The organism is Lentilactobacillus hilgardii DSM 20176 = ATCC 8290 (assembly GCF_000159315.1).
Taxonomy (GTDB): domain Bacteria; phylum Bacillota; class Bacilli; order Lactobacillales; family Lactobacillaceae; genus Lentilactobacillus; species Lentilactobacillus hilgardii.
Window position 1 is genome coordinate 793,894 of record NZ_GG669992.1, and the last position, 26,035, is coordinate 819,928.

At 41.0% G+C, this 26,035-nt stretch carries 23 protein-coding genes, 2 pseudogenes and 1 riboswitch; of the genes and pseudogenes, 19 read left to right on the forward strand and 6 right to left on the reverse strand.

Going from position 1 to position 26,035, the window contains the following annotated elements:
• Positions 1 to 235 precede the first annotated feature (235 nt).
• Both glpK and HMPREF0519_RS03550 read left to right on the forward strand, forming a co-directional pair.
• Entirely contained in the window at positions 236 to 1,750 is a 1,515-nt protein-coding gene (glpK, locus tag HMPREF0519_RS03545) for a glycerol kinase GlpK (RefSeq protein ID WP_003634723.1), read from the forward strand.
• 286 nt (positions 1,751 to 2,036) lie between these two features.
• Positions 2,037 to 2,585 (forward strand): annotated as a pseudogene (locus HMPREF0519_RS03550) (TMEM175 family protein); the annotation flags it as partial.
• A gap of 206 nt (positions 2,586 to 2,791) precedes the next feature.
• Here the strand turns inward: HMPREF0519_RS03550 and HMPREF0519_RS03555 are convergent.
• The 3 genes from HMPREF0519_RS03555 to HMPREF0519_RS03565 all read right to left on the reverse strand — a co-directional run bounded on the left by HMPREF0519_RS03555 (position 2,792) and on the right by HMPREF0519_RS03565 (position 5,686).
• Positions 2,792 to 3,238 (reverse strand): hypothetical protein, encoded by a 447-nt coding sequence (locus HMPREF0519_RS03555; RefSeq protein ID WP_003557631.1) that lies wholly within the window; start codon positions 3,236 to 3,238, stop codon positions 2,792 to 2,794.
• 33 nt (positions 3,239 to 3,271) lie between these two features.
• Complete coding sequence (gene rlmD / locus HMPREF0519_RS03560; RefSeq protein WP_003634729.1) at positions 3,272 to 4,690, reverse strand: 23S rRNA (uracil(1939)-C(5))-methyltransferase RlmD; 1,419 nt, start codon at positions 4,688 to 4,690, stop codon at positions 3,272 to 3,274.
• A 147-nt stretch (positions 4,691 to 4,837) separates the two neighbouring features.
• Positions 4,838 to 5,686 carry an aldo/keto reductase gene (locus HMPREF0519_RS03565; RefSeq protein WP_003634731.1) on the reverse strand — a complete coding sequence of 283 codons (849 nt, stop codon included), beginning with the start codon at positions 5,684 to 5,686 and terminating at the stop codon, positions 4,838 to 4,840.
• A gap of 270 nt (positions 5,687 to 5,956) precedes the next feature.
• On the opposite strand from HMPREF0519_RS03565, the gene HMPREF0519_RS03570 reads away from it, so the two are divergent.
• The 15 genes and pseudogenes from HMPREF0519_RS03570 to HMPREF0519_RS14285 all read left to right on the forward strand — a co-directional run bounded on the left by HMPREF0519_RS03570 (position 5,957) and on the right by HMPREF0519_RS14285 (position 21,970).
• A complete protein-coding gene (locus HMPREF0519_RS03570; RefSeq protein ID WP_003634733.1) occupies positions 5,957 to 6,814 on the forward strand; it encodes an oxidoreductase in 858 nt (285 codons plus the stop codon).
• Positions 6,815 to 7,209: 395 nt separating this feature from the next.
• Positions 7,210 to 7,317, forward strand: a riboswitch (TPP riboswitch).
• A gap of 158 nt (positions 7,318 to 7,475) precedes the next feature.
• Positions 7,476 to 8,264 carry a hydroxyethylthiazole kinase gene (gene thiM / locus HMPREF0519_RS03575; RefSeq protein ID WP_003634735.1) on the forward strand — a complete coding sequence of 263 codons (789 nt, stop codon included), beginning with the start codon at positions 7,476 to 7,478 and terminating at the stop codon, positions 8,262 to 8,264.
• A gap of 47 nt (positions 8,265 to 8,311) precedes the next feature.
• Positions 8,312 to 9,130: a bifunctional hydroxymethylpyrimidine kinase/phosphomethylpyrimidine kinase gene (thiD, locus tag HMPREF0519_RS03580; protein ID WP_003634736.1), complete on the forward strand. Its 819-nt coding sequence runs from the start codon at positions 8,312 to 8,314 to the stop codon at positions 9,128 to 9,130.
• Positions 9,130 to 9,786, forward strand: coding sequence for a thiamine phosphate synthase (thiE, locus tag HMPREF0519_RS03585; RefSeq protein WP_003634738.1), 657 nt, complete (start codon positions 9,130 to 9,132; stop codon positions 9,784 to 9,786). The genes thiD and thiE overlap by 1 nt, the downstream gene beginning before the upstream one ends.
• 70 nt (positions 9,787 to 9,856) lie before the next feature.
• Positions 9,857 to 10,711 carry a hypothetical protein gene (locus tag HMPREF0519_RS03590; protein ID WP_003634740.1) on the forward strand — a complete coding sequence of 285 codons (855 nt, stop codon included), beginning with the start codon at positions 9,857 to 9,859 and terminating at the stop codon, positions 10,709 to 10,711.
• Between the two features lie 297 nt (positions 10,712 to 11,008).
• The gene (locus HMPREF0519_RS03595; protein ID WP_040472649.1) at positions 11,009 to 12,580 is read left to right on the forward strand and encodes a hypothetical protein; all 1,572 of its coding nucleotides are present in this window, start codon (positions 11,009 to 11,011) and stop codon (positions 12,578 to 12,580) included.
• A 312-nt stretch (positions 12,581 to 12,892) separates the two neighbouring features.
• On the forward strand, positions 12,893 to 13,684 hold the full coding sequence (locus HMPREF0519_RS03600; RefSeq protein WP_003634744.1) for an ABC transporter ATP-binding protein: 792 nt from the start codon (positions 12,893 to 12,895) through the stop codon (positions 13,682 to 13,684).
• Positions 13,681 to 14,661, forward strand: a complete 981-nt coding sequence (locus HMPREF0519_RS03605) for a FecCD family ABC transporter permease (RefSeq protein WP_003552136.1) — start codon at positions 13,681 to 13,683, stop codon at positions 14,659 to 14,661. Before HMPREF0519_RS03600 ends, HMPREF0519_RS03605 begins: the two co-directional genes overlap by 4 nt.
• Positions 14,662 to 14,690: 29 nt before the next feature.
• A pseudogene (locus HMPREF0519_RS03610) lies at positions 14,691 to 15,659 on the forward strand (FecCD family ABC transporter permease).
• A complete protein-coding gene (locus tag HMPREF0519_RS03615; RefSeq protein WP_003634750.1) occupies positions 15,659 to 16,630 on the forward strand; it encodes an ABC transporter substrate-binding protein in 972 nt (323 codons plus the stop codon). The pseudogene HMPREF0519_RS03610 and the gene HMPREF0519_RS03615 overlap by 1 nt, the downstream one beginning before the upstream one ends.
• A gap of 196 nt (positions 16,631 to 16,826) precedes the next feature.
• Positions 16,827 to 18,764, forward strand: a complete 1,938-nt coding sequence (locus tag HMPREF0519_RS03620) for an ABC transporter ATP-binding protein/permease (RefSeq protein ID WP_003634752.1) — start codon at positions 16,827 to 16,829, stop codon at positions 18,762 to 18,764.
• A 549-nt stretch (positions 18,765 to 19,313) separates the two neighbouring features.
• Positions 19,314 to 19,769, forward strand: a complete 456-nt coding sequence (locus HMPREF0519_RS03625; protein WP_003634757.1) for a DUF5839 family protein — start codon at positions 19,314 to 19,316, stop codon at positions 19,767 to 19,769.
• A 96-nt stretch (positions 19,770 to 19,865) separates the two neighbouring features.
• Entirely contained in the window at positions 19,866 to 20,282 is a 417-nt protein-coding gene (locus HMPREF0519_RS03630) for an OsmC family protein (RefSeq protein ID WP_003557665.1), read from the forward strand.
• Positions 20,283 to 20,347: 65 nt separating this feature from the next.
• Positions 20,348 to 21,556, forward strand: a complete 1,209-nt coding sequence (locus tag HMPREF0519_RS03635; RefSeq protein ID WP_003634759.1) for a peptide ABC transporter substrate-binding protein — start codon at positions 20,348 to 20,350, stop codon at positions 21,554 to 21,556.
• A gap of 114 nt (positions 21,557 to 21,670) precedes the next feature.
• Positions 21,671 to 21,970, forward strand: coding sequence for a hypothetical protein (locus HMPREF0519_RS14285; protein WP_003634760.1), 300 nt, complete (start codon positions 21,671 to 21,673; stop codon positions 21,968 to 21,970).
• 1,055 nt (positions 21,971 to 23,025) lie between these two features.
• Here HMPREF0519_RS14285 and HMPREF0519_RS13255 read toward each other — a convergent pair.
• Positions 23,026 to 23,370, reverse strand: a complete 345-nt coding sequence (locus HMPREF0519_RS13255) for an ion transporter (RefSeq protein ID WP_318630591.1) — start codon at positions 23,368 to 23,370, stop codon at positions 23,026 to 23,028.
• 288 nt (positions 23,371 to 23,658) lie between these two features.
• The gene (locus HMPREF0519_RS03640; RefSeq protein ID WP_003557672.1) at positions 23,659 to 23,838 is read right to left on the reverse strand and encodes a YegP family protein; all 180 of its coding nucleotides are present in this window, start codon (positions 23,836 to 23,838) and stop codon (positions 23,659 to 23,661) included.
• A 418-nt stretch (positions 23,839 to 24,256) separates the two neighbouring features.
• On the opposite strand from HMPREF0519_RS03640, the gene HMPREF0519_RS13825 reads away from it, so the two are divergent.
• Together HMPREF0519_RS13825 and HMPREF0519_RS03645 are read left to right on the forward strand one after the other, a co-directional pair.
• Entirely contained in the window at positions 24,257 to 24,394 is a 138-nt protein-coding gene (locus HMPREF0519_RS13825; RefSeq protein WP_003557674.1) for a hypothetical protein, read from the forward strand.
• Positions 24,395 to 24,649: 255 nt separating this feature from the next.
• A complete protein-coding gene (locus tag HMPREF0519_RS03645) occupies positions 24,650 to 25,006 on the forward strand; it encodes a DUF1516 family protein (protein ID WP_003634764.1) in 357 nt (118 codons plus the stop codon).
• 147 nt (positions 25,007 to 25,153) lie between these two features.
• Here HMPREF0519_RS03645 and HMPREF0519_RS03650 read toward each other — a convergent pair whose 3' ends face one another.
• Positions 25,154 to 26,014, reverse strand: a complete 861-nt coding sequence (locus HMPREF0519_RS03650; RefSeq protein WP_003634767.1) for a C40 family peptidase — start codon at positions 26,012 to 26,014, stop codon at positions 25,154 to 25,156.
• Positions 26,015 to 26,035: the final 21 nt, after the last annotated feature.

Below are 26,035 nucleotides of genomic sequence, written 5' to 3' on the forward strand. Positions count from 1 at the left end.
CTAAACGACGGCGATGATGATATTCACGTTGATGTAAAACGATAATTGGTCTAGTTATCTGATTCCTTATGATCATTAATTACTAGGCAATTTGAACTAAGCGGCACATTATGGTATAGTTCATAATGTGCTTTTTTGTTAGGGAAATGAGATTGTCAAACAGTTAATTCGGCGCGATTTATGGTACTATTCTTTCATAATAATGAAATCGTTTCCGAAGATCGGAGGGAATTAGATGCTTACTGATAGACCAAAATATGTACTTTCAATTGATCAAGGTACAACAAGTACAAGAGCAATGATTTTTGACCATAATGGTCGAAAGGTGATCGAGGCATTCAAACCAGTCAAACAGATTATTCCACATAATGGCTGGGTTGAAACTGATCCAAATGAAATTTGGACATCTGTCCTTAATGTTATTTCATCAGCTTTTATTGATGCCGGTATTCATCCGGAAGATATCTCCGGAATCGGTATTGTTAATCAACGGGAAACAACATTGATTTGGGATAAAGAGACTGGTGAACCGATTTATAATGCAATTGGTTGGCAATCCAAGCAAACGGCATCCCTGGCACGAAAATTAAAGAATGACGGCTACTCGAATTTGATTCACAAAAAGACGGGATTAATTATCGATTCTTATTTTTCAGCTACCAAGGTTCGATGGATTTTGGATCACGTCGAAGGTGCCCAGCAACGGGCTGAAAAGAGTGAATTACTTTTTGGAACCGTTGACAGCTGGTTGGTTTGGAAATTGTCCGGTGGCGAATATCATGTAACGGATTATAGTAATGCCAGTCGTACCATGTTGTTCAATATTCATGCACTGCGTTGGGATGACGATATTCTTAGACTGTTGAATATTCCGCGGGCAATTTTACCAACTGTTAAAACATCAAGTGAATTTTATGGCACCACTAAAAATTACCAATTCTACGGTATTGAAGTGCCGATTGCCGGAATTGCCGGTGACCAGTCGGCAGCCTTGATCGGCCAATTGGCATTTGATCCCGGGATGATTAAAAATACTTATGGTGACGGTGCTTTTATTATGATGAACACAGGAACCAAGCCTGAACTTTCGGATGATAACCTGTTGACCACAATCGCTTATAATATCGGCGGGAAGGTAACCTATGCGCTTGAAGGATCAATCTTTTCAGCCGGAACGGCCTTGAGTTGGCTGGCGGACAGCCTTAAATTAATCGATAATGTCCCGGAATTTCGGCAGGCAGCAATGAATTCAACCGATGACGACGAAGTTTATGTTATTCCGGCGTTTAACGGCTTGGGGGCACCGTACTGGGAACAGGATGTCCGGGGATCTGTCTTTGGACTGACCCGTGGCACGACCAAGGATGATTTTGTAAAGGCAACCCTACAATCAATTGCATACGGTACCAAGGACATTATTCAAACGATGGAAGAAGATACCCACATGCACATTCCGGCTCTGAAAGCGGATGGTGGTGCTTCTCGAAACAGTTACCTGATGCAATTTCAAGCTGATATCCTAAATATTCCGATTCAACGAGCCGCTGATGAAAATACGACGGCATTTGGTGCGGCAATTTTGGCCGGACTAGCGGTCGGATACTGGAAAGATATCGATGAAGTAAAAGCATTGGCAGAACCGGGACGACAATTTGAACCGAAAATGGATGAGAATCGACGAAATCGCTTGTACAGAGGATGGAAAGCAGCAATTGATGCCACAAGGGCATATAAATTAACAAAGATTTAAAGCGTATGGTGGAATGTGCGTTTGATCTTGCTCCATCTCATAAAAGCAGCAGCTGAATATTTCGATTATTTGGCTGCTGTTTTTGTGTGCTGAAAATTTTGATTTGGCATATGCTTCAACCTAATAGTGAGAAATCCGATGATTGTAACCGGCTGGTAGATGTTCTAAGTATAAAAGTTGAGAGAAAGTGCGGTGGGATAACATTTGGGCTTGTTTTCGAGTATACTTTTCTTGATAGGGATAGTTGACTGTCAAATATTATTTTGGTGAGGGGAAGCGTAAACAAATGTCAAAGTCTCGACTTGAAGCGTTTACTGATGGGGTTGTTTCAATTGTGTTGACACTGTTGGTACTGACAATTCAAATTCCGGACGCGCCAACGTGGCAATCGTTGTGGAAAGTTCGACTGATATTCTTTGCCTATGTTGTGTCGTTTGGATTCGTAGCTGTTATCTGGGTGGCTCATCATCGTCTGTTCCAGTTAACGGATTATGTTAACGATAAAGTTGTTTGGGCAAATATATTTTGGCTGTTTTGGTTAACGTTGTCCCCGGCAGTGACAATCTGGGTTGGACAGCATCCTTTCGATGTTGTGCCTAATTTGGCCTACGTCTTTATTTTCACAATGTGGAGTGTTTCGTTTGAAATTCTGGTGAGGGAGTTGCTGAAGATTCACCGGCCGGATTCCAAATTGGCTCGGGTGCTTCGGCATGATCGTCGGTCTCTTTATTCAGATGTGATTAACGTGTTAATTTTCATTGGCGTTTTCTTTGTGCCGATCATCGGGTTGATTGGTCGCTTCTTTGTGACGGCACTTTGGGTATTCCCATATCGAATTCCGGCAGGGGTTCCCAAGGCAGAAGTAAAGCAGGGAGAAACACCGACTATTGATGAGAAGCGTGTGCAGGAACGGCAACAGTTGGTTAAGGGGGGAATTGCCGTAGAAAAGCCAAAGAAAAAGCACAAACGATTTTTCTTAAGACATCGAAAATAAAAAATGACGTGCAGTCGTATTGAATCATACGACTAGACGTCATTTTTTTAATTTTGATTGTCACTTTTATTCTTAAGGTAGCGGGCACTGATTAGCAATTCTTTTGAACGCTGATCTGCAGGCGCATACCCCAGCTTAAACAGATGTTTAAAGTACATCATGTTGTAAATAAGCATCCAGATAATGCCGAGAAAATATTCACCGGTATAAAAGGTAATGCTGAGTGGTTGAACCAGATACATTGATAATCCCATACCGACAATGACTTCAACGCCCAGCATACAGAAGAAATTATACCAATCGGATCGAAAGACCGGTACCAGGATTTGGAAGAAGAGTGCCGTGAATGAAAGGCCAACCTTTGCAATCCTGATCTGACCGGTTTCTTTGTTAACGACCGTCGCAAAGTTAGGCGGGATTGGAATTAAATTCCGTGGGTCATTATCGTTATTGTCATTGTTATCATTATTACCATTCCCGAATGGATTTTGCATGGTAGTCTCCCTTCTTAATGGTGTTTCAAAAGGTTATTTCTTTTTAAATTTGACAACACATTCGCATCGTGATGTTTGCGGCATTAAATCAACAGATTGAATGTATTCGACATTATACTTCCGAGTTAATTTTACTAGATCTCGCGCCAAAGTCGAAGGATTACATGAAATATACACGAACTTTTTAGGCGTAATATCCAGAATGGTATCAATTAGAGAATCTGCCAATCCGGTTCGTGGCGGATCAACAATCATTGCGGTTGGGTTCCAAACATCTTCAATCCAAAGGGGCAGTAGCTTCTCAGCTTCACCGACTTCATAAAGTGCATTGACAATCCCATTCTTAATGGCGTTGGCATTTGCATCATCAACGGCATCTTTAATGGTGTCCATGCCACGAACTTCACGAACCTGACGGGCAACCGAGAGGCCAATTGTACCAACCCCGGAATAGGCATCGACTAATTTCTCCTTACCAGAGAGCTCCAATGCTTTAAAAGCCTCTTGATAAAGGACAGCTGTCATTTCAGGATTGACTTGTAGAAAGGCCCTTGCGGATAGATCGAAAGATAAATTGTTTAGAACCTCGGTAATTTTATCCTTGCCGGCCAAATGAATGGTTTCTTCACCCCAAACCAGGGATGTTTTACCTGGATTAACGTTCTGCATGACCGATACAACTTCTGGCAGATCGTGATCAATGCGTTCAAGCAATTGATGCTTTTTTAGTAATTTTTTGCTCTGCGTAATGAATGTGACCTGTGCTTCATCAGTTGCAGTGGCGGCACGAACAACGACCGTTTTGATAATGCCGGCGTTTTTTTCTTCATCATAAACTGGAATTCCCAAGTCGTCGATCATCTCAACAACGGCACGCATGACTTTCATCGTGAGCGGGTACTGTAAAGCGGACGTCTTTAAATCAACTACAGTGTGACTGCGATGCTTGTACAATCCGGCAATCACCTTTTGACCATCGCTTCTGATTTGAAAAGTGGCCTTGTTTCGATAGTGGGTTGGATCATCCATCCCGATTGTCGGTAATAATTTGTATTTTCGATAGCCTGCTGGCTTGTATTTTTCCAGTGAGTCTTTAATGACATCACGTTTAAATTCAAGTTGTTTTGGATATGCCAGATTTTCTAATTCAAAACCGCCGACTTCATTGGCATAATCATCGACTGGCTGAACACGATCTTCACTTTTTCTTAGAATTTCGATTAAGTCTGCTCGAATAAAATTGTTTAAATCTTCAGTGACTTCAACAACGACTTTTTCAGTAGGAAGTGCACCCGGCACGAAGACCAGCTTATGTTCATAATAGCCGATTCCCTCACCGTTGATGCCCAGCCGTTTAATTGTTAATTTTAATTGTTCACCTTGTTCAACGTGAACCTGTGGTTTGTTAGTATACATGAAACCTTCCTTATATCTATAGTTATTAAGTATCATAGCACACAGTAGGGGGCTTTCGCACCTGCTTGTGCTTTATTGAGGTTATTAATAAAAACAAAAAGCCCGATTCTTTTCATTCGATGTGAATGGAGAATCGGGTTTTCGTAACGGTTGATTATTTAAGGCTATTATTAAAAATGACGATTACCAGGTTGCGGTATCCGGATCGATTGCCAAACCGGCCTTGCCGTGAAACCCATCGATCGTTTTCATATCAGTATTGGATAAATTAAAATCAAAGATATCGGCATTTTCCTTGATGTACTTTTCGTGAACCGATTTTGGCAGCGGTAGGAATCCGTGTTGAAGTGACCAGCGCAAAACAACCTGAGCGGGAGTCTTGCCATATTTTCGGCCAATCGGTGCCAATTCGGGAATCTTAAAAATACCACCGGTCCCGAGTGGACTGTATGCTTCGGTTAAAATGTCATGGTTATTGTTGTAGTTAACGACGCCCGGCTGCATATCGGATGGGTTAATAAATAGCTGGTTGACCATTGGCTTTACTTTGGCTGTTTCCAGCAACGCATCCAAGTGTTTTTCACGGAAATTGGAAACACCGATCGCTTTGGCAGTACCGTTTGCATAAAATTCTTCAATGGACCGCCATGAGTCGGCATTTGCCTGCTGCCAGTTTTGACGAAAGTCGATTGGATTTGGCCAATGAATCAGATAAAGGTCAACATAATCCAAACGTAATTTTTCGAGTGAACGGCCAAATGCTTCTTTGGTAGCCTCGTAGCCATGATCGGCATTCCATAATTTGGTCGTGACGAAAAGGTCTTCGCGGCTGACACCACTATCAATAATGGCCTGACCGACGCTTTCTTCGTTACCATAGGCAGCAGCGGTATCGATGTGGCGATAGCCGGCATTTAATGCGGCCAAAACGGCGTGATAGGCCTCGTCACCGTTTGCAGACTGCCAGGTACCAAAACCTACTTGAGGGATTTTAACCCCGTTTGAAAGGGTATACGTATCAGTTAATGACATTTGTAAAGCCTCCTAGTGTTTGACTAACAACTACAGCGTTAATCGTACTGGAAAATTGACTACGCGACAAGTATCATGGATCATCATTTGATTAACGCCATTGTGAATTGCCCCTTGGCTTGTAAATTGGGACAAATACTATCATATTTTTCGGGTTAGCGGAAGGCTTCGTGTGATGGGAAATGCATGCAACGGTGATATAATTAAAGCATTAGAAAGTTGATCACTCAGCGTTACTTGGATTCAGATAATGGAAGGACGGGATTGCTTATGAGCCGAAAAGTTGCCATTGTAACCGGCGCTTCATCAGGAATTGGCAAGCAGATTGCAAAAAATCTGCACCGGAACGGGATGGATGTTTATGCCGTATCAAGAAAAGTCTACCAAATGAACGAATTGGATGACTTGGGAATTCACACGCGTCATCTTGATGTAACGGATTATGAGGAAGTGGATCAGGTTGTCAATCAAATTGCCAAGGAAACCGGTAGAATTGATGTTTTGGTTAATAATGCCGGGTTGGGCGTTTTTGGCCCGGCAGAAGAAGTTGATTTGGCTGAAGGCGAGTACGAGTTCAAAGTAAATGTGTTTGCCGCGATGAAAATGATTCAGGCTGTTTTACCATTTATGCGAAAGCAAAAGAGCGGTCGAATTGTGAATATTTCTTCGATCGATGGTAAAATTTACAATTTACTTGGAAGTTGGTATGTAGGCTCCAAATTTGCCATTGAGGGTATTAGTGATGCCTTAAGGCTTGAGTTGAAGCCGTTTGGTATAGATGTTGTCGTGATTGAACCCGGTGCTGTTAAGTCTTCGTGGAAAGATACCGCTACCGGAAAAATGGTTGAAAAGGCAGCTGAGGGACCTTATGAAAAGCTGGCACGTCTATCAGCAGACTTTTTCTCCCTTTCCTATAAGTTTGCCTCTGAGCCCAGGGTAGTTGCTAGGATGGTTGACAGGGCGGCTTTTTCAAGGCGACCGAAAACACGTTATGCGGGAGGGTCAGGTGCCAAGCCGATGCTATTCATGAGAAAAGTATTACCGGATAAATGCTTCGATTCGTTACTGACTGCACTTAGTAAATATGCCCAAAAGGTCCTGAATAAACAGACGGCGTTTAATAGGTAGTGTGCTGGTTAGAGAAGCAGTCCTAAGGTAAGTGCGCGGATCAAAGCGGTTAACGTTCGGAGTGTAAGGCGTTCATTTCGGAAATCCGGGGTTTGGATTTTTGAAATGGATCCCTTACATGCAGAACGTTGCTTTGAGGAACAGTCCTAAGAAGTGTACGAATCTAACCGGTTAGCACCCGGAATCAGTCCTAAAAAATAATTAAATTTGTATGTTATTTGTTTGCAAATCGCTTCACTATATGTAAAAATAATGGTGTTAGATATGTAAAGGAAAAATGTGAATTTCTTTCTGAGGGGAAGAATTCGGGGATGTGGCAAATTCAAGCCTTGCTGGATCCTCTTTTTTCTTGTCCTTATTGACTAGGAAAGCGATATCAATTATTCTTAAATTAAGCACAACACTAGGGGTGCCGCCAGAAGCGGTTGAGATGGATCTGCTCGATCTGGTCCCTTGGAACCTGTAAGACAATGCTTGCGTAGGGAAAGTGACAGTGAGGGTGTGAACCATCCAAAATTTTAAGGCATTTTTGAGATGGGGCACGTTTAAGATGGTTGTCTAGTATTTTGCCATCACTTAATTCAACTCTATACGTAAACAACTTTGGACTGCAGGCAATGAGGAATTGTCGCGGTCCTATTTTATTTTAAGGAGAAATACAATGAAAATTGATTTATTAAACACACTACGAGAAAAAAATCCAATTGCTTTTAACATCTCTAATTTTGTGACCGTTCAGGACGTTGCAAACGGTATTAATGCACTGGGCGCTTCGCCGATTATGTCTGAAGAGAAAAATGAGGCCGAAGCAATGGTTAAAATGGCCAACTCGGTCACAATTAATCTGGGTGCATTTACCGAGCAACAGCTCACTCAAATTGATACGGTAATGACGTTTGCCAACCAATATCATAAGCCGATCGTGGTTGATCCCGTAGCCGTTGGTGCTGTGCAATACCGTTTGGAACGCTGTAACGAGCTGCTTGCTCAAAAGCAGGTAAGCGTTATTCGAGGCAATGCTGGCGAAATTGCAGCCTTGGCAGGTGTTGAATGGCATGCTAAAGGTATTGATGCCGGTGAAGGTGCCGGGGATTTGGTTGAAATTGCTAAAAAATTGGCGAATAAATACAATTGCACAGTTGTTGAAAGCGGAAAAACCGATATCATTACAAATGGTGATGCGGTGGTTAAAGTGTTCAATGAGTCTGATTTATTCAAATTGCATGTTGGATCCGGTGATATGCTTTCAAGTACAATTGGCTGTTTTGTAGGGGTCGAAGATGATTACTTTGAAGCCGCCCAAACAGCCGTTGTGATTTTTGATGTTGCGGGTGAAGTTGTTGCTAAAGCAATGGACAAGCCGCTTGCCGGTTCATTTGGACCACAATTAATTGACGAGTTGCATTTAATCGATACGAAAACGGTTGAAAAGTATGCAAACTTTGAATAATCACATCTTTAATCAGTGAAGAATGGATAAGCAAAGGAGAAATAAAAATGGTTAACGAAACGGTTCAAGCTCTTACGATTGCAGGAACTGACAGTGGCGGTGGCGCCGGCGTTATGGCAGACATTAAGACAATGCAGGAACGTCATGTCTTCTCGGCGGCTGTGGTGGTCGCGGTTACTGCGCAAAATACTATTGGCGTTCAGGACTTTATGGCAATGCCAAAGAAAATGATTGATGAGCAATTTGCTTCAATAGCGGATGACTTAAAAATTCGGGCATGTAAAACCGGTATGTTGGCTGATGTACCGACTGTTGAAGCAGTTGTCAAAAATTTAAAAAAGTATGATTTGGGGCCGTTAACGGTTGACCCGGTGATGATTGCCAAGGGTGGTGCACGTTTGCTTTCCGAAGATGCCATTAGCACTGTACGTGAAAAACTATTGCCGCTGGCTGATATTTTAACGCCAAATCTGCCCGAAGCAGAAGAATTAGCCGGCATGAAAATTAATGATCACGATCAAATGATTCAGGCCGCTAAAAAGCTTCAAAGTATGGGTGTTAAAAACGTGTTGATTAAAGGCGGTCATCAAGTCGAATCAAAAGAATCCTCTGATTTTATTTTGCTTGAAAACGGCAATTCTTTTTGGGTCAGTTCACCAAGAGTCGACACTAAGCGGACGCATGGAACAGGAGATACACTCTCTTCATGTATCACAGCCGAATTAGCGAAGGGAAGCGATGTTGAAACGGCTATTCGCACCGGTAAGAAATATGTTCAGGCTACTATTGCAAACGGCATTCAGGTAGGACACGGGCATGGGCCGCTGAATCACTGGGCCAAGATTGACAAAGAGGGTGACGACTGATGGCAATGGCATTTAAAGTCGGTATGTTACGGGCGTATTTTATTGCCGGCACACAAGATATTAAAAAGTCAAATCTGACGTTACCAGAGGTACTTACTCAAGCTTTACAGTCAGGCATTACCGCGTTTCAGTATCGTGAAAAGGGCCCCGGATCTCTCTCGGAAGAGAAAAAGGTTGATATGGCGCATACACTTCGGAAGCTTTGCGAAACCTACAAAATTCCGTTTATCGTGGATGATGATGTTGATTTGGCACTTGAAACAGCGGCTGACGGCATTCATGTTGGCCAAAAAGACGAGCGGGTAACGAAAGTGATTCAACAAGTCGGCACAAAAATGTTTGTTGGGCTTTCCTGTGATACAAAAGAGCAGGTTGCCATTGCCAATGAAACCGAGGGTATTAGTTACATAGGAAGTGGCCCTGTGTATCCAACTGGTTCAAAAGCAGATGCCGATCCGGTGATTGGGATAGCCGGTTTAAAGAGGCTGGTTCAGTCCAGCCGGTTGCCTGTCGTTGCAATTGGTGGGATTACCGAGGAAAACATTTCTGAATTGCCACAAACAGGAGTGGCTGGTGCGTCTGTTATTTCCATGATTGCCCAAAGCAACGATATTAAGCGAGCCGTTACGAGAATGCGGGCTGTCTTCGAAAAGTAATTCCTTTGCTAAAGTCACCGGGGTACCGTATGATGAAAGTAATAAATCTCGATGATTGGCAGTGAAAAGGATGACGACTCAATCAACGCGGAGCCTCTCCGCACAATTTCGTAAGATACAGCAACAAATTGATAACAGTAAGCCGGGGAAAATTATTGCCAACACAAAATTAAACGGCAACCAGCACAAGTTTAAGGTGCAGTCTCATGGTAAGTCAATTGATTTTAGCGGTCCTGAATGGCTGGTAGATAGTTTTCGACAGGCAAGTGAAAATGGCAAGCAGCTTGAAGATAAATATCCGGCCCACAAAGAATTTTTTGAACGGATTGCCAAGCTTCATTGGACATGGATTGACCAGATGCCATTGAACTCTGAGCGCATCGACAGGCTCTTAAAGCTTGATGATCATGAGCTGAATCAAGTGTTTGTCGATACCTTGATTCGGGATTCCCACAACTTACTTAATCAAAACCTGGATGATTTGGCGGCTTCTTTGGATAATGGTCATGCCAAACAAATTAAAATTGTTAAACGACTGATTTACCAAGCACACGATAATTACATCGTTTTGTTTAATTTGCTGTTTTCAATTCTAGAAATGGTAACTGTTCAAAAATATGGTCAGTCGCGAACAGCTACCTGGAACTATAATCCGTCTCTAAATGAAATTAAACGGATAAACGAGCAAATCAAAACGGATCGGCATAAGCAGTTTGGCCGGCTACTTGAGTTGAATGAATTGGATGTTTTGTCGGGGTTATATAAATTCTTTGATTTTAACTCTTATCATTTACAAACGATGCCGTACTCCAGACATACAGTTGAACACGGTAAATTTGATCCAAATAATTATACCTTTACCGAATTCATGCAATTGGTGCTTCTTAGTAGAAATATTGCGGTTTCCTTTAAAGGAGAGAAGTAGGCCACTGATACTGTTATCTAGCCGAAACGTGCGCCAAAAAACAGCTCCCGGCCATATAAGCAATCAAATCCAATATTCAAACCCAGAATATTTGATTTGATCGCTTATATTCTGGGAGCTAATCGTTTTCTGTCGCACTCTTTTCTTCAGAAATGTTACACTATAGTTACTTGCTCGTTACATTTATTGAGTTTCAGTGAAAACGAGGGCATAAGCCTTGTACTTTTTCTGATAAATCGTTATAAATGAATGTGAGTCATGTATTTTTTATTTTACAAATTAAGGTGGGGATATGTAATGAAGGGACATTTTAAGTTTGCTGTAATGACAGCTCTCTTATTTGCGTCCGCCGGAATATTCGGAATCGCTGCTAACGCCAATGCTGACGTTATCGATGCACCCGGCTCGGCTGGCTCAATCAAACAAGTTAATGCCGGTAACGTGTTAAAAGATTATGACGAAGAGGCTCTTAACACAGTTAATAATGATACGCCTCAAGGGAATACGTCGAAGAAATACGCGAAGTATGATCTTGATCCATCAGGCTATAACTACGCTAACTCCTATTCAACAATTTCAGGTAGTTCGCAATCAAATACATTTAAGACCAAATGGTTCTTACCAGATGGTTTTAACGTTTCCAACCTGCAACACGGTAACTTCCAAAGTGTCACTATGGATGATAGCGGAAACGTTTACTTCGTTGAATCAAATGGAACCAATACAAACCAAGGGGCAATCGTTAAGTTCAATATGGCCAAGTTGCAGCAGCTTGGTGTCAACAACGATCCTTTAGCTTTGTGGCAAGCATTTGATTACTTTAACCCTTACACAACGGATGGAACGGCACATAACCAGGAATACGAAGATGCGTATAATCAAATGAAAGGGTCATTTGATCAGATTAAGACGTTAACCAATACGCTTAACCAGAATAAATCTTGGCAGAATAATCAGAATAACTACCAGAATAATGCGCAAAAGTGGTATTATTACTGGAAAAATAAGAAATCTAAGAATCAAAAAATTGTAAAATCTGCCAAGTATTCTTATGCTTCTAAACAAAAGGCCAAGAAGATTGTTAAACAGGCAACTACTAAGATGGCACAATGGATGAAGTCATATCAGATGCATAAGAAGAAGGTTGCCAACTACAACAAAAAGATCACATCCATTCAAAACCAGATCAATACTTATCAAAGTCAGGTTGATGCGGTTAAAGCACAAAATCCTGAGATGTTTAAGTATGTTGATATCGCTCAAACCGCACAATTGTCTCCAGAGGTTGACATAGGTCATGGTCAGACATTGGCTTTCAACCCACAAAACAAACACATTTATCTTGCTGAAGATAACACGTTAACCGACTTGAAGACACGGGATGATAACAACACTGTTCTTGAAATGGATCCGAATACGTTAAATCCAATTCGTGAATATAACTTCAAGATGTACCACGGTGATAGTGCCAACTTACAGTTGCATACACTTGCATTTGATAAGAGTGGTAATGCATACTGGGGTCGTAAATATGGCAAGGGATACATCTTGTTCTATGGTCGTTTAGATGAAAACGGTGTCTCCTTCCAAGCTTCACAAAACATGGTTGGAAACCGTGGTGGTACCACCAACCAAGGGATGAGTTATAATCCACAGAATGATCGGGTTTACTTTGTTTCCGATGATATTTTAACGTCTATTCCGGCTGAAAAGGTGCGGGATAGTAACTTCACTGCTAGTGATATTCACTATCAAGCATTTGATTCACAACGTGAGTTTGAAAGCTTAACGTTTGACCAGGATGGTTATGGCTACTTGTTGGCATTATGGCCGCCTGAGTTAATGCAATCAACAGCACCATTAAATTAAATACTGAATTTCCGAACTTGATGATTGAATCAGTCATTTGATAGTAATGGAATATTTTAAAAAGGTTCTTGCAACGGTAATGAAAACGTTGTAAGAGCCTTTTTAATAACAGAAATAAGTAAAAGCATTATGAATTTTATTCTAATTGTATTAAAAAATATATTGACAATGGTAATAATTCGCAAGTATACTTAGCGTATTGATTTCCGGGGGGATTTGGCAAAGCTTTATTTTGTCGGATCCCCTCTTACTTTTTAATAAATTAGAATTATTATCATAATGATGTCGTTCTAAAATAAAGGGGCTGAAAAGATGGCAGATAGTTTGGCAGCAAAAGATTTAACAGCAGGGTATGGACATAAAGTCGTGATTGATCATCAGGACATTTCAATCGCTCAGGGTCAGATTACCGGATTAATAGGTCCAAACGGAAGTGGCAAGTCGACTTTATTTAATGTATTGAATGGTTTCGAGTCGCCGATTTCAGGAACGGTGACTTTAAGCGGAAAGCCGATTTCAAGATTCAGTGCTCGCCAACGCGCACAACAGATTGCCTGTTTACCGCAGCGGACAGTTATTCCGGATGGGATTACTGTTTTTGAATTGGTTTCTTATGGACGCTATTGTCGGCAACGTGGCTTCCACCATCTGTCACAAACAGATCGAAAAGCTATTAATGACGCAATTCAGGCAGTTCACATGACCTCAAAGGCAGATGAACTGCTGACCAGTCTTTCTGGCGGTCAACAGCAGCGGGCGTTGATTGCCATGACACTTGCTCAAGACAGCTGTATCTTGATGCTTGACGAACCGACTACATACTTGGATCTGACAAATCAACTTGAGATTTTAAATCTGTTACAGGAACTAAATGCCAAGTTCCGGAAAACAATCATTATTGTGTTACATGATTTAAATGAAGCTGCCCGTTACTGTCACCGATTGGTTTGTCTGGTTGATGGTCATGTAAAGGCAACCGGCAGACCGATTGACGTTATAACAAAGGCCATTTTAGCTGATGTGTTTAAAGTTGATGGTGATATTCTTCATGATCATGGCTGCCCACAAATCATGAATTGCCATACGCTGGCAATGCCATCATGATCTTTCATAAAAAAAGAGTGTTAACCGGTTGCCTGCTGCTGGCGTTGGGGTTTGCGGTTCTGCTGGATACTTTGGGCGGTCCAAAGTGGTATGGTATATCAGAATTTTGGCGGCCTACCTCAAAATTAGCCACACAAATTCTGTGGGATGTCCGCATTCCAAGAGTGTTGGCCGCAATGCTGGTTGGCATTTTACTGGCGACTGGCGGTTTGTTGCTGCAAACAATTTCACATAATCCCTTGGCTGATCCGTCAATCATTGGTGTTAATGCCGGTGCAAATTTGGCTTTGATTGCGGGAGAATTAGCCGGACTTGCATTGACAGTTCTTAATGCTTTTTGGCTGGCGCTTATAGGTGCATTATTGGCGTTCTTGGTTGTCATCGGGCTTTCCTTAAACAAAAAAGGATTCAGCCCACTTCGATTACTACTTGGCGGCACTATTTTTTCAGGTTTTCTCAGTAGCATATCGATGGCAGTCAGTTTTATGACCAACAACACTCAACAATTTCGAGTTATTCTGGCTGGCGGTTTTAGCGGTGCCAATTATGAACAGGTCGGCTTATTGGTTCTGGTTGCGATTGTGGTGGTGGGCAGTGTCTTTTTCTTTCGAACCGAATTTACGCTGTTGGGGCTTGACCATCAAACAACCGTTGGACTGGGACTTTCTTTTAAAAAATTAATGGGGATCGCAATTGCTTTAATCGTATTAGCTGCCGGTAGTTCCGTAGCTGTAGGTGGCAACATCGGGTTTGTCGGGGTGGGCGTGCCCCAAATGGTCAATTTTGTTCATCCCGGTTCATTCAAAGCCAACGTTTTTCCGATTGCACTGTGCGGCGGCATTTTTATGCTGTTTGCCGATTTGATTTCCAAAGCAGCGGTCAGTTCTGTTGAATTACCGTTATCGGCCCTAAGTGCCATTGTCGGTGGGATCGTTTTGTTTATATTGGTGGCCTTTAAAAAGAAGGTAGTGAAATGACAAGAAGGATACGGTTAGTACTGACTTTTATGATTCTTTGCACCATTTGGATTGGGCTTTTATTGGCAGTCTTGTCATTTGGAGACATCAAATTAAATGTCGTTGAGGTCATGAAATCTTTGTTTGGACTCAGTCGGGATTTCACCACTAATTTTGTTGTTTGGCAGTTACGGTTCCCAGGCTTATTGGCATCGATTATCACGGGTGGTGAGTTGGCTGTTAGCGGTTTGATTCTGCAAATCCTGACGCATAATTCGTTGGCAGATTCCACCATCCTTGGCATTAACGCCGGTGCGAGCCTTGGTGTTGTGATTGCCATGTTTGTATCGGCTGCAGTTGGCCTTCATTTAATTTCTTCCTGGCTGTTGCTGGCAGCACTTATTGGCGGACTTACCAGTTCCGGATTACTCATGTTGGTTGGTCGGCAACAATCCGCAATTAAAATTTTATTGGCATGAGTAGCCTTAACAGCAGTTTTGAATGGTATTATTTTGATGCTTGAATTGGAAATGAACCAGTTTGATTTTGATAAAGTATTGGTTTGGTTGAATGGCAGTTTTTGGAATCTGGGTATGCCATTTTTAACGACCCAATTATTGCTTGGTATTGGTCTGATTATTCTAGTTATCTTAATGGTCCCGGCACTTAATGGGTTAACATTGGGGAGTCGTGGTGCTTATGGCATTGGTGTGAACGTTAAGGTGGCCGGTAATGTGTTGATGGGCATTGCCATTCTATGTGCAACCGGAGCGGTTTTGGTTGGTGGGGCCATTAGTTTTGTTGGCTTAATGGCACCTAACATTGCCAGAAAATTAGTAGGGCAGCGGGTGACTTATTTATTGCCGACCAGTTGGTTACTCGGCTGTTGTATTATGATGCTGGCTCAGTTTGTGGCAACCAATGCGTTTGGAAAAACAGCGTTGCCGGTTGGATTAGTTGTTTCAGCGGTTACCGTGCCGTATTTTATTTACTTGTTATTTTCAGAAAGGGTTGAATAATGATGAAAAAGAAACATACATATCTTAAGGTGTTGTCTGTTGCTATGATGGCACTTTTATTTTTGGCGGGTTGTGGAAGGGGAAATTCGGACAAGTCTGCCAATAAGGAGTCGACAAGCAGTACCAGGGTCATTCGGACTGCTTCCGGAAAAGTTAAAATTCCTACCGATCCAAAACGGATTGTGACTAATGTTTATACAGGGGATGTATTATCGTTGAGCGGTCACGTTGTGGGTGCAACGTCCATTGATTTTACGAGCCCATATATAACAAAGTCTCAAAAAAAAGGCATCACGAATCTGGGGTTAACGATGAAGCCGGAAGCGGTGCTGAAGTTGAAGCCTGATTTGATCGTGACATCCAATGAGTCAGATGTGAAGCCATTGAAAAAGATTGCACCGGTTGTGTATATTCCCTACGGCACAACGGGTAATATTGAAAAAAAGGCAACTAAGTTCGGTCAGGTCCTGAACCGACAAAAGCAGGCTCAGAGTTGGATTGCCAAATTTAAAAGCGAATCCGATAAGCAGTCACAGCGATTGAAAAAAGCGGGAATCAATCCGACTAAAACGTCAATCGGTATTTATGATATGCAGAACGGTAAATTATTCGTAGATGGCGCGAAATGGGGACGTGGCGGTCAAGCGTTGGTTACCGGACTTGGATTTAAACTGCCTGCTTCTATTCAAAAGATTGACCAAGGTGCAGGCTTTCAGCAGATTTCTTTGGAGTCGTTGAAGAAGTATTCGGCGGACTGGCTGTTCTTTACAAATACAACGAGTGGGAAATCAACGAATAAGCAGGCAATTTCGGATCTAAAATCGAATCCGGTGTGGAAGAGCCTACCGGCAGTCGAAGCGGGCCATGTTGTTCAGTTGCCGGAAAATAAAATGTATTACTTTGATCCAACTGCCGTATACCAACAATTGAAATTGGTGACGGATGCAATGGTGAAAAGTGTGCGGAGCTAAGCGGTTAACGTTCGGAGTGTAAGGCGTCGATTTCGAAAATCCCAGGCTTGGATTTTTGAAATGGATCCCTTATCAGTTATTAATGCGTCTAACAATGACGTCATAAAATTCAGTGGCCACTATTCCCAAACTTATGTATTCGCGGTACAATACATCGAGTATACGTATCTCCCGATTTAGAAGAACGGAGGAAAATATGGCTTATCTGGAATTACATGATATTCAGAAATCGTATTACCTTGGCAGTGAAGAGTTCCCGGTACTTAAGGGATTGAACCTTTCATTTGAACAAGGGGAGTTCGTTTCAATTCTTGGTGAATCAGGTGGTGGGAAAACTACCTTGATGAATATTATCGGTGGCTTGGACAGTAATTACACCGGTGATGTTGTTCTGAATGGTAATTCATTGCGACACGACACTAACAAACAGTTGGATGCCTATCGACGACAAACAATCGGTTTTATTTTTCAAAATTTTAATTTGATCAGCCATTTGACAGTTCTTCAAAATGTAATGGTGTCTCTTGAAATGACAACCTTGAGTCGTAAGCAGCAGGAAGAACGTGCCCATCAATTGTTGGAACAGGTTGGGCTGAAGGAACATGTTAAAAAATTTCCAAACCAGCTTTCGGGTGGCCAAAAGCAACGGGTCGCAATTGCCCGTGCGTTGGCTTCCGACCCTGAAATCATTATTGCTGATGAACCAACGGGGGCTTTGGACAGCCAAAACACACAGGAAATTCTTGAACTGCTTGATCAGATTGCTACGGACGGTAAATTGGTGATCACAGTTACCCATTCACAGACTGTCGCGGATTTTGGTACCCGAATTGTGCGATTAACGGACGGTAAAATCAGTGAAGATAAGCAGATTAAGGAACCGTATAAAGCTGGTAATGAAAATGAGTTAACGACGCATACTCTAAAATTCGGTGCAACCTTAAAAATGGCACTGGAAAATATGCGATACAATTTGAAACGAAATATTCTGATTATTATCGGAGCAGCGATTGGGATCTTTAGTGTGATTGTCATGCTTGGACTGGGAAATGGTGTCCAAGGATATATTAATCACGAAATATACTCGCAGGTAAATCCGAATGCGTTGCAGATTACCAAGAATGTCAGCAGCGATAATACAGACGTCAACAAGAGTAATATGCAGACAAAGGATAAGAACCGACTAGAGAAGATTAAGCACGTTAAAAACGTTCAGAACGGGTTTTACGTGCAAGGTGGCAGCCAGTTGCGATTAGGTAAACAGACAGCTGCTATTTCGTTTATGCAGACGTTTAACCCGACAATTTTGAAGAAGAGCATCACAAAAGGGGATGCGCCCAAGGGTAATGAAATCCTGCTGACTAAGGAAATTGCTGCAAAGCTAAATAAAAAGCATCCCTATTCTCTGATCGGTAAGAAGATTATTTTCTATCAAAATACGTTAAATAAGCAGAAACGACCGGTGACTTTAAGTAAAACATTGAAAGTGAGTGGGATTGCAAAGGCCAATACCGGGTCTACTTCCGTTACTTATCAAACAATGAAGTCGATTTATGGGTCAAAAAATATTAGTATTAAACCAAATTTCTTAACACTTGAAGTAACTGGCAGTGTAGAAAATGTTAAACCGGTTCAAAATAAGATTAAGGCCTTTAAAAACAGTAAGAATAAGGCGCAATATATGATTACCGGTGTTGGTGGTTTTGTTGACACTTTGAATACCTATATTAATTTAGCGGTTAATGTATTGGCGACGATTGCCGGCATCTCCTTATTGGTATCAGCAATCATGATTATTGTTGTTCTTTACATCAGTGTTTCTGAAAGAACCAAAGAAATCGGTATTTTACGTGCGTTGGGGACATCAAAGGGCAGTATTCGAAATTTATTTTTCTCTGAAGCTTTCTTCATTGGCTTGTTCTCGTCGGTGCTTGCAATTATTTTGGCAGAAGGACTGGCTGCGATTGCCAACCACATTGCCGAATCCGGCATTAATTATCAGATCATGCAAATCTCTACTGGTAATATTCTCTTCGGACTGATTATCTCAATTGCCATTTCGTTACTGGCTGCTCTGGCACCAGCAGGAAAAGCAGCAAGATTGGATCCAATAGAGAGCTTGAGCTATGAATAAGTGTGCAGAGCAAAGCGATAGTACCCGGAATGTAAGACGTCAATTTGGAAAATTCCGGTTTTGAATTTTTTAAATTGATCTCTTACATGGAGTGGTACTGCTTTGAGGAGCAGTCCTAGTATAAGTGTGCAGAGCAAAGCGGTTATCGTTCGGGGTGTAAGGCGTTCTTTTCGGAAATCCCGGGTTTGGATTTTTGAAAGGGATCCCTTACATGCAGAACGATGCTTTGAGGAGCAGTCCTAGTATAAGTGTGCAGAGCAAAGCGATTATCGTTCGGAGTGTAAAGCGTTCATTTCGGGAATCCCGGTTTTGGAATTTGAGCCGAGTTGGCTTATATGCAGGTTTGTGGTTGACGGAGCAGTCCTAAAAAGTGTGCGGATTAAAGCAGCTATCACCCGAAACCGCATATTACGGCTTTTGTAATCATTTGTAATTGGAAATTGTAAATCGATGATAGTATCATTAAAATGTAGTGTATAAAGCAAATTGAGATGATTGAGTTTGCTTACAATTCTAAGAAAAAGAATGAAGGCAAAGGAATTATAAATTATGGCTGATAAGAAGACAATTTCAGAGAAACAGAGTAACCAGCAGCATTCAAAGAAATCGAAGGGACCAAAGGAACAAGTTCGTCGAGTGATCGGCGGATTGCACATTCGACTGGAAGAAGATGGCAAGCGCACATTGGCAACTGACCATGAATTTTTCTGGAAAATCGGCAAAAAGACAGGTAATGAAGGTTCAGAACTTGTTGACGGTTTTCCCGAGTTGGGCCGAGTGGCAGTTGTTGAGACCAAATTCGGCTGGCGACCGGTGCTGGTGGTCCGTGAGCAAACAGTGACGGGAGAGGCTGCTGTGAAGGCAGCTGATGATTTACGTCATGTTAGTCGATTTACGGTAAATGATGTTCATACGTACCATTTAGTCAGACCGTTTAAAAAGTATCTAAAAGATAATCATATTCAAGATCCGCGTGACGAGAAGAACGAAAAGGCGGATAAGTAAGATCAATTAAAAATACCAGTGATGATTTGTTTTGAGTCATCGCTGGTATTTTGGTATGCTTACTAAAAGAAATTAGAATTTTTATGGAGGTTTCCTATGGGAAGATATATCGTTAATGCAAAATTACGCAAGGTTGGTGCTCAAGTGGACACGCAAACCGGCATTCACCATTTCCTGGTTGATGAGCCGGTTGCTGGTGGTGGCACAGATGCCGGTCCAAATCCGGTGCAATATTTATTGTCTGCAGTTAGCTCTTGTATGGCCATTACTGCAAATGATATTGTTAGACGGCAGCCGGAAATCAAAATTAATAAATTTGAAGTAAAAACGGCTGGTGAAACGACCAAGTATCAAGATGGTCGATCAGCAGTGACCAAAATTCAGGTCACGATACATGCTGAAACCAATTTGAATGAACAGGATCAGCACACTTTTATCAATCAAGTTATTAAGGAATGTACAGTTCATGAGACTTTAAAACATGCAGTTCCGATTGAAATTAAGCGTGTTTGACGAAATTTGAGGGATATAAGTTTTATTGTGCTGATTGAATTTTGAATAAATTGAGGGGATAAATCGTGAAAAAGATCAAATTATTTTTGGCCGGGTTGGCAACCTTCATAACGGTGGTTGTTTTATCGGGATGTGGTACTCAAAATCAGTCAAATAAACGGACACTTAACTTAATGCAGACATCCGAGCTCACCACGTTGGACAATACAAATCAGGCGACTTTACCTGAGTTCAATACGTTAACCAACATTTCGGAAGGCTTGTACCGGTTGAATAGTAATGATCAACCGGCACCTGCAATGGCAACAAAACTTGTTAAGCCGACCGATAATGGGAAGAAGTACGTTTTTCATATCCGAAAAAATGCTAAGTGGAGTAACGGCGATCCTGTGAAGGCTGAAGATTTCGAGTTTGCATGGAAGCGGGCAATGAATCCGGCTAATAATCCGGTTTATACGTACATTTTCAGTGGCATTAAAAATGCGGATGCTATCATGGCTAATAAGAAATCGTATAAGACTTTGGGGATTAGGGCGACAGGTGACAGAACACTCGTGATTACTTTGGATCATCCAATGACCTATTTCAATAAGTTGATTGCGATGCCTGTATTTATGCCGAAAGATAAGTCGTTTGTGACTAAAGTCGGCGTTAAGAAATATGGAACCAATGCGAAAAATACGGTTTCAAATGGTGCATTTAAGATTACCAAATGGACGGGAACTAATGATAGTTATCAACTTGTTCGCAATCCTTATTATTGGGATAAGAAGTCAATCAAGCTGGATCGGATCAATTATAAGACGGTCAAGGACCCTAACACTGCACATAATTTATTTCAATCCGACAAATTGGACGATGCTACTATTTCCGGTGTAACTGCTAAGAGTCTGCAAAAGAACAAAGATCTTAAGCGGGTACCGAAAGCATGGACATATTATTTGCAGGTTAACCAAAAGAGTGGGCAGCCTTTGGCCAATCAGAAACTTCGAGAGGCAATCTCACTTGTGATCAATCGAAATGAACTAACCAAAAAGGTGCTTTCGGATGGTTCGGAACCTGCAAGTAGTTTTGTCAGTCCAAAAACATCGGTTGATCCTATTACCGGTAGGGATTTCAGTCAAGAAACCAGCACCAGTGTTGAACCGAACCTTCAAAAGGCAAAGCGCTTATGGAATCAAGGCCGAAAAGAAGCTAAGATTTCCGGGACACTTAAATTATCAATTATCGGTGACGATCAGGATGTGACTCGTAATGTTGCTCAGTTTGTGTAAGGGCAAATTAATCAAAACCTGCCTAACGCAAAAGTCAGCATCAGTAATTTACCTGATAAGGCTTATCAAAATCGACGGACTAATGGTCAGTGGCAGTTAAGTCAATGGTATTGGTTGGCGGATTTTGCGGATCCAATTAATTATTTGGGTATTCTGACAACTAATAATACGATGAATCCAGGTCATTTTAGTGATAAAACTTATGATAGGCTGGTTGCCAGTGCTAAAAAAGCTGATAACCAAACCGATTATTGGCGGAATCTCAGACAAGCTGAAAATCGACTGCAGAAGTTAACCGGTGTTATTCCACTGTATTATGTAAAAGAAGATCATTTGGTTAATCCTAAGTTGTCCGGTGTTGAGTACCATGTTGCAGGATTTGCGGACTATACCAGATCAAGGTTGGCAAAATAGGACTGAGAGGAGAGCTTCGTAATTGATGAGGCACTTCTTGTATTTTGATTATTTTTACTAAAGTTATAAAAGTCATTCAAAAATAAAAAGTTAACCGGAAACTACGGAACACATAATAACGGAGAAAAATAGTTTGACCCCAGAGTGCATATTAAATAGTTACGGATTTGTGTATCATAGTTAATCCAAAAGAGTAATTAAGATAATATGATCACATACGACGGCACACATGATATAATGATTGAGTTGTAAAACATTACAAGAAGCCTCTCGCGGCGGAAAACGCGAGGGGCTTCAATTGTATCTTGTTTTATTTTAATTTTTTCTTTAAATCATCCAAACTATTCTTTAATTCTTCATTTTGCTGTTCAATTTTAGTCAAACGGACCTTTAAATCTCTATATTGGCTTTTATTCCGACCTGCAAAAAATGAGGTGATCGTACTTGTCAGCATACCGGTGAACTACTCGGTCATGAATGCCCGAGCTTCTGGGAACGCGAAGTAGTATTTAGGCTGTTACATCGGTATGCCGAAAACCTAACTTCCAGAACCTCGCTCTTTTACCATGGCTAGTTCCTAACCAATAGCTTTTAGTCCGCAATTAAGGATATTAACTGCCGCATTAATATTTAGAACACGTCCACTCCCGAATATCTAACGTTTTAGCGCCGTCATTCTGCCCGCACGCTGAACACTGACAAAATAACCGAAAGGCAGTCATGCCGTTTAGGCACGCTTACTAGTAGCTGAACCTAATCATCTTGACCAATCTTTATATGAACAATTCCAAAACCGTGTTCATCGGCGGGACTTGTAAGCCAGAGCATTTGCAAATTCCTCAATGGGACTAGTTAAAGTCTAGTTCCCCACGTGTAATGATAATTTGCATTATGCAACGAGATTTAGTCATATGCTAATCTATTTGTACTTTTTTCGATAAATATTATAGCATGTTAAGAATGCTGCTGTATACATAAATTCATAAAATAAGGAAACTTATTGGTAGGTATTTATCGTTCATTAGACGTAAAAACGGAGGCAATTCATCACGTCCTTAAAAGAACGTGTTTTCTTTCCCTATCTCATAAATAAAGCCGTTGGTTTTCAAAAAAGTATGAAATGACTTTTGAAGTTTACCGATGACACCGACCATTCGGATGAAACGAAGTAGTTTGAGCAATCGAAAAATGCGGAAAACTCTTGAGAATCGAAAGAAACTAAAGGCTGAATATAGTGGGATGATTGCCAGTAAATCAAAAATGTTGTGAATGAAAAACTCAGATTTATCTTTTGCGTAGACTAATCTTGTGAAATAATCAATTGTAAAAATGATTAAAATACCATCATTGATGACGTTCCAAGGGTCACTATTCAAACTGATTGTATTGCAAAAAATCAAGTATGGTTAGTGCAATTGAGATAATGGCAAGTATCATGATAGTTATGTTGTAAGCGATGTTGTATTTTTTCACGTTAATGCCCCCACATAACGATTTCGAGTCCTCGCATCCATTTTACCAAGTCTATAATAAAAACGTGTTAAAAAGCTCATCATTCTCGTGTTTAGATAATAAAAAAGCCGAGGCTGGATTCGCCTCGACCTTTCTGTCATTCTTTTTAAGAACTTAATTGAAACATGTTGTTGGAGAAACCCTTATAGTCACATCACTTCAGTCATTAGGTAACCTTAGACAAGGTCTTCTATATGGGATTCCGGGCTAAGATGCCCATTCATGATGATAGAAACAGCCCTTTGAACGTCATGCTTGGTGTCAAAAGCTTTGCTCATTGCGATCGTTTCGTGATCGGCGGATTTGATAAAAAACTGAAATGTTCCATTCGGGTTTTGATCAATAACAAAATACATAAATATCACGCTCCTTAAGCAATCAATTTTGAAGATGTTTTGTTATTATTCCCCTCAATAGCTCTATTATATTTTCAGAAAGGGACAATTTGTCAAATTGGTGACAGGCAATATTGCACGATTAAATTACTGCCGTGTTATGACAAATTCGCATTACTAAGTGCATTAATTGGTGAACAAGTCGCCTCTAACGGGTATAATCATAAGATTGGTGATTATTAACTAATTAACAGAAAGCAATAACTACTTTTTCATGATAAAATTTAAAAAAATGGTTGAACTTTAATCATAAGTTTTTACAATAAAGGTTGAAAGGTGAAACTTTAATCATCTTTCAGCTAGAAATAGCTCAGGCAGTAACTGATCCTGTCCGTGTTTATTTTCAACTTATTTCGTTTATAAAGGGAGGGTTGATTTTATGGCACTAAGGAAACAATTAGAGATGACTGTTTTTGGACAATTAGTTACTGGCCTTAAACCGCGACAAAGATTAAAGAAGTTGCAGAAGAAATTGCAACGCGAGAAAGGTCAGGAAACTGCAGCAGCTGCTTCTTAATTGCAAATCCCCCCAAATTTGCCAGAAGTGACGACATATAATGATTCGATGTGTTCGAGGCTCTTCTCGAGAAGGGGAGTTGGTCAGTTCTATATGAAATTAATAGTTGATTTGGTAAGCACCCGATAACCTGTGACGTTGTCGGGCGCTTATTTTTATATCTTGTTATAATTGAGAAGATGTTTCTGCCTAAACAAATCGCACTAAAAAGCATAGGATAGATATATTACATTAAATATTGGGGGAATTGAATCGATGTTGTGGTTATGGATTCATTTAATGACTTGGGTCGTATTAATAATCGTGGTTGTGCTTGGTTTGATCGCAAAATCTCATAAAGTAACCGGTTGGGCAATGACAGCACGCGTTTTATATTTGATCGCCATTATTAGTGGCGTTATTCTGTTATTGGGAACTTGGCAATACAATCCAGTACTTAGTACTATCAAAGTTATTTTAGCACTGGGTTTGATTGCATTTATTGAAATTGCGTTTGCTCGCAAGCAAGAGAATAAGTTTCATGCCAGTTTAATCTGGTGGGCACTTTTCTTTTGTATCGTAGTTGGTATTGTTGGATTGATTCTTTCACAAGGCCGACCATTTCTACATTAACTTGATTAATAAATTCAAATAAAAAATTCCGATTAAAGTCACCACATTAGTGCTCGACTTTGATCGGATTTTCTGACTTTATAAAATGAGAAAACCACCTATCGTCTTTAAAACGATAAGTGGCTTTTTATAATGGTCATCAATTAATTAAGCGTTGACCGAACCGGCAAAGCTAGGTGCAAAATATTGTGAAATAGTTTGTACTTGAACTGTCTTGCCGGGTTCCGGTGCATTAGCATATTGATTATTACCCAGGTAAATAGCGCTGTGATAAACGCCGCCTTTGCTTCCCCAGAACAAAAGGTCACCTGGTTGCGCATTTGATACGGATTCGTTTGTAGTAGCTTCTGCTTGTGCTTCAGCTGTTCGTGGCAAAGAAACGCCATTTTGTTTATAAACATATTGAACAAATCCTGAACAATCAAAGTCCTTGGTAGTTGTACCACCCCATTGATATGGAATGTTTTGAGTGGTTAATTTTTGAGCTAAGGTTGTCACACCGTCAACGGTGCCTGAATTAGTATCAGTATCAGGACTGGCGGTCGTATTGGTTGCTGCGTTTGCTTTCAGTGCTGTTGATGATTTAGCAGTCTTGGCTGATTTGGTTGTAGCTGAACTGGAAGCAGTTTTGCTTAATGATTTTGTCGTGCTTGTTTGCTTATTTGAGCTCGGACTCACATATGTACTGGTTGTTTGCTTATTCTTTCCAGTATAGGTTTTCCCCGTCGTGTATTTTTTAGCACCCGAATTTGATGATGTTGAACTTGATGCAGCAGTTGATTTACCTGGAATCGTGATTTGGGTTCCGGTAACAATTGTATTTGCGTCCTTTAAATGATTTGCTTTTGCGATTGTACTAACGGTCGTGTGGTATTTTGTAGCGATTTTATATAAGGTATCGCCTGATTTTACTGTGACCTTAGTATCGGCGTTCGCGGCGACTTGGCTTAAGGTAAAGACACTAGCCATTGAAAACAAACCTAGAGCTACTTGTTTCTTTATACTCATCAAAAATCATCTCCCCGAATT